This is a genomic window from uncultured Thiodictyon sp., from assembly GCF_903828115.1.
Taxonomy (GTDB): Bacteria; Pseudomonadota; Gammaproteobacteria; order Chromatiales; family Chromatiaceae; genus Thiodictyon.
Genome location: NZ_CAIKKU010000565.1, coordinates 1 through 3,517 on the forward strand (window position 1 = coordinate 1; position 3,517 = coordinate 3,517).

5 protein-coding genes and 1 pseudogene are annotated in these 3,517 nt (G+C 62.5%); 4 read left to right on the forward strand and 2 right to left on the reverse strand.

What is annotated here, in order from left to right; all coding sequences use genetic code 11:
• Positions 1-449 (reverse strand): annotated as a pseudogene (locus tag QZY48_RS21150) (Rpn family recombination-promoting nuclease/putative transposase); the annotation flags it as partial.
• 195 nt (positions 450-644) lie between these two features.
• Here QZY48_RS21150 and QZY48_RS21155 point away from each other — a divergent pair.
• A complete protein-coding gene (locus QZY48_RS21155; protein WP_295434879.1) occupies positions 645-959 on the forward strand; it encodes a BrnA antitoxin family protein in 315 nt (104 codons plus the stop codon).
• 295 nt (positions 960-1,254) lie between these two features.
• On the opposite strand, the gene QZY48_RS21160 is transcribed toward QZY48_RS21155, so the two are convergent.
• Positions 1,255-1,476: an addiction module protein gene (locus QZY48_RS21160; protein WP_295434881.1), complete on the reverse strand. Its 222-nt coding sequence runs from the start codon at positions 1,474-1,476 to the stop codon at positions 1,255-1,257.
• Positions 1,477-1,995: 519 nt separating this feature from the next.
• Here QZY48_RS21160 and QZY48_RS21165 point away from each other — a divergent pair.
• The 3 genes from QZY48_RS21165 to QZY48_RS21175 all read left to right on the forward strand — a co-directional run bounded on the left by QZY48_RS21165 (position 1,996) and on the right by QZY48_RS21175 (position 2,869).
• The gene (locus QZY48_RS21165; RefSeq protein WP_295434883.1) at positions 1,996-2,190 is read left to right on the forward strand and encodes a hypothetical protein; all 195 of its coding nucleotides are present in this window, start codon (positions 1,996-1,998) and stop codon (positions 2,188-2,190) included.
• Positions 2,191-2,274: 84 nt separating this feature from the next.
• Complete coding sequence (locus QZY48_RS21170) at positions 2,275-2,544, forward strand: BrnT family toxin (protein WP_295434885.1); 270 nt, start codon at positions 2,275-2,277, stop codon at positions 2,542-2,544.
• 112 nt (positions 2,545-2,656) lie between these two features.
• Entirely contained in the window at positions 2,657-2,869 is a 213-nt protein-coding gene (locus tag QZY48_RS21175; protein WP_295434887.1) for a BrnA antitoxin family protein, read from the forward strand.
• Positions 2,870-3,517: the final 648 nt, after the last annotated feature.

The window sequence follows — 3,517 nt, forward strand, 5'->3', positions numbered from 1 at the left end:
CGCAAATAGTCCTGCCGCGCCTGGTACGCATGGTAGGCGTGCTCTTGCTCGGAAAATGCCTTCAGGGTGTTCATGGCTCGCCTCATCTCTTGGGTCTGCATCCACGCCGGCAGGGCATCCGCGTCCAGGCGCTCGGCCTCGTTGAAGAACTTCAACCAGCGTTGCTGCTCGGTTTGGACCGCATCGGCGGCGAATTTGCTCAGCTCCAGCAGCCAGATACCGCCGTGGTCCAGAAAGACGCGACCGTGCTGGTCGCGCAACCGGAACTCGTGGGCATACTCCGGGTCATCCGGCAGCAGGGTCTGACCCAGCAGCCAGATCGCGTAAGTGGGGCGCAGCTTGCGATAGCTCTCGCCCTCCTTGATCTGGCTACGATAGAGGTTCGCCCAGCCGTAGAGGATACGCGCCGGCAGGTCGCGGTGATTGAGTAGTTGGACCTCGACCCTGAAATTCGAAATTCCAGGGACAGTATACTCAATCTCCCAAATATCGAGGGGAATGCTTTCAGCACCATTGTTTGCGCTACTCGAGCCTGGCCCAATTTCCCATCGGTCGGGCGCTCTATTGCGTCGTATTCACGCAACAAGATCAGGTTCACCGCATCATCAGTTTGCGCAAAGCCACCCCGAGAGAGGTTCGAGAGTATGCACGTCACATCTAAGTCAGGGCGGGTGTTCGACCTGCCGAGCCCAGAGGAAGAGGCACGCATCCGCGCAGGGATCGCGGCCGATCCGGACACCTACGAATTAACCGACGAAGAGATGTCCGAACTGCGTCCGCTCGTGCGGCCAGGTCGCCCCAAGGCCGAATCCACCAAAACCCTGATCTCCATCCGGCTCTCCCCTGATGTGCTGGACTTCTTCAAGGCTGACGGCTCGGGCTGGCAAACGCGCATCGATGCAGCCTTGCGCGACTGGATCAAGACTCACGCCATCGACCACGGCCACCGCACCAACTGACCGCCTACCGGACGCCCCTCAGCCGCCGGGCGTCTGCCTGGTTCGCGAGGCCGGACAAAACGTCGCGGACGGGGCGCATGCCCCGTCCGGCGCGGGTATGGAAACCGGTGTAAGACCGCTCTGCGCACCTCGCGATATACCACCGGGTAGATCAGCGGGCTATCCGCCAGCCGTTCAATCGTGCGGCTGAACTGCGCGTAGAAATCGGACCCTAAGCCCATACGCTGCTCTTCATACCAGTTCATGGCGCCGACAATATCAAGTTCTGCATTGCGTCGGACGACAACGCGATAGCTCACGGTAACTGCCGCAACAGCCGGGACTGAACCTCCGGCCAAGGGCTCTGGTCCGTAGGGTTTTCTTCCGCGTCGGCCAAGCGCGCGTCTAAGAGGGCTTTTTCTGCTTCCGTAATGGCCAGATCCGGTTCATCGAAGGTCTCCCAAACGGTGCGGATCAGTTCGATCCGATCGGCCACGTCCAGTTTCCGCACCTGTGAAATCAGTGCTGCATCGACCATGCGTAGATCCTGGGTTTAGTCAAGGTATATTTGTTGCCGTCTTCGCAAGATAGGCCGCTTAGACCTGCGGGTCAAGGCCGCGGGGCAGGATCGCACGGCCCAACGCCAGGCGTCGGGGCGTTTGCGCTACCCGGTTCCCGCGGGCGGGACGGGCATTCGCCCCGTCCCGGAGGTTTATCCCTTCGCCGAAGCGTGGTGCTGGTTCGCGAGCCCGCACAAACGTTGCGGACGGGACGAATGCCCCGTCCGGCGCGTGGTCAATCGCATCGCCTACTTGCCGATTTGATGCCGTTCTGTGTTCGGGAGAGGGTTTGAAGCATGGCGCGACACCCGAGCGGGACGGGTCTTGCAACCCCGTCCCGAAGGTTTCGGACCTTGCGGAGCGCCGCGCTGCCCATCGTTGCGCCGCGATCGTTGAAAACGGGTATCGCTCTCGCTCAGCCCATCCGCCGGGCTTCCTTTATACTGCCTACGGCGATGATTCCCCCGTCCGTCGGGCACCACAGAAGAGCGAAGACTATGGCACCTCGGTTCGCAAAGACGCTGATCCACTTGTCCGTCCTGTCGGCCCTGATCCTGGGCCCCGGTCTGGTCACGGCCGCCGACCCGGGGCCGCCGACAACCAATCCGGCCCTGGCCAGCGCCGAGAAAAAGGGCTCTGAACCCTTTTCCCGCGTAAGCTACTGTGTTTGCGAGGTTAGCTGCTTAACTTAGCGCCATTCAGCTCTGACCCCTATTCCTCCCTATTCCTCAATTTCCGGATTGACAGCCCGGTCTGACTGTCACTAGGCTTGACGAGTGATTACCTGGGACGAACCCAAGCGCCTGCGCAACATCCGCGACCACGGGCTGGACTTCGCCGGTTGCGAGGCGATTTTTGATGGTCCGATGCTGACTGACGAGGATGTCCGCGCCGCCTACGGCGAGCAGCGGTTGAAAAGCCTCGGCTGGCTGTGTGGGCGGGTGGTCGTGTTGGTGTGGACGGAGCGTGCGGCCGGACCGCACCTGATTTCCTGCCGGTACGGTGATAAGCATGAAACACAACGCTATTTCGACGCCTTTGTTTAGTCCTGACCAAGTCGCTGCAGCCCTTGCCGCCGCCCCCCTGGAGCCGGTCGCGGACACGGACAACCCACCCACGCGTCCGCAGGATTGGGAGCATGCCATCAGTAGCCACTCGTTGCGTGAACTGCGTGAGCAGTTGGCGGCGCGCCGCGGCCCTGACCAGCGCCGGGACCAGCGCGGCCCGCAACCGCGCCCCACCAAAGTAGCGGTAACCGTGCGCTATAGCCCCGAGGTCGTGACCTATTTCAAGGCCACCGGCGCGGGTTGGCAGACACGCATGGACGCGGTCTTGCGGGACTATGTCGCGCGGCACCAGGGTCAACCCTGAGCGGCCAACTCCTCGCGGATGATGCGGCGCAGGTCGGCCTCCGGATGTTCGGACTCTCGCGCCGGACGGGGCATGCGCCCCGTCCCCGGCCTTGGTCGGCCGTGCCCAAGGATGAAGCCTATGACTTCCGGGTGCAGCTGTCCGGCGAATACTTGCCCGGTCGGTGGGGCTTGGCGGCTGGAGCTTTAGGCTCTGGGGGACTGGTCGTCGGTACTGGACCGGGTTTGAAACCGGTCCAGCAGGTTCCGGACCCCGCGGCAAGAACCGACCTTGTTGGCCTTGATGCGGGTGCCGCAAGGTCCCATCCTGGGCGCGCACCGCGTGTGGAAAGAAACGCGACCGTATGATTCTTAAATGAAAAACGGAAAAATGGATCTGACCCCTTTTCCACTTTTCCAGGCGATCAACCGGCAGGCGCTCATCCTCAGTCCGGACCCGCTGATTGCCCAATATCCCGTGGCTGTGAAGTGGTAAAACGTCGGCACTAGCCGAGATCACTACCCCATCCCGGGGTCAGACGGTTGCGGCTTGTCGGCGAGCAAGCGCTTCAGCCGCTCGTTCTCGGCCAAGGCTTCGTCCTTGGCGGCCCGCTCCTGTTCCGCGTCCGCCCGCGCCTGCTCCTTTGCCGTTCGCTCCTGCTCCGCGGCC

Excerpts from the sequence above, each read along its gene's own strand:
- QZY48_RS21165 (WP_295434883.1), top strand. The coding sequence starts at position 1,996 with ATGGCACCTCGGTTCGCAAAGACGCTGATCCACTTGTCCGTCCTGTCG.
- QZY48_RS21160 (WP_295434881.1), bottom strand. The coding sequence starts at position 1,476 with ATGGTCGATGCAGCACTGATTTCACAGGTGCGGAAACTGGACGTGGCC.
- QZY48_RS21155 (WP_295434879.1), top strand. The coding sequence starts at position 645 with ATGCACGTCACATCTAAGTCAGGGCGGGTGTTCGACCTGCCGAGCCCA.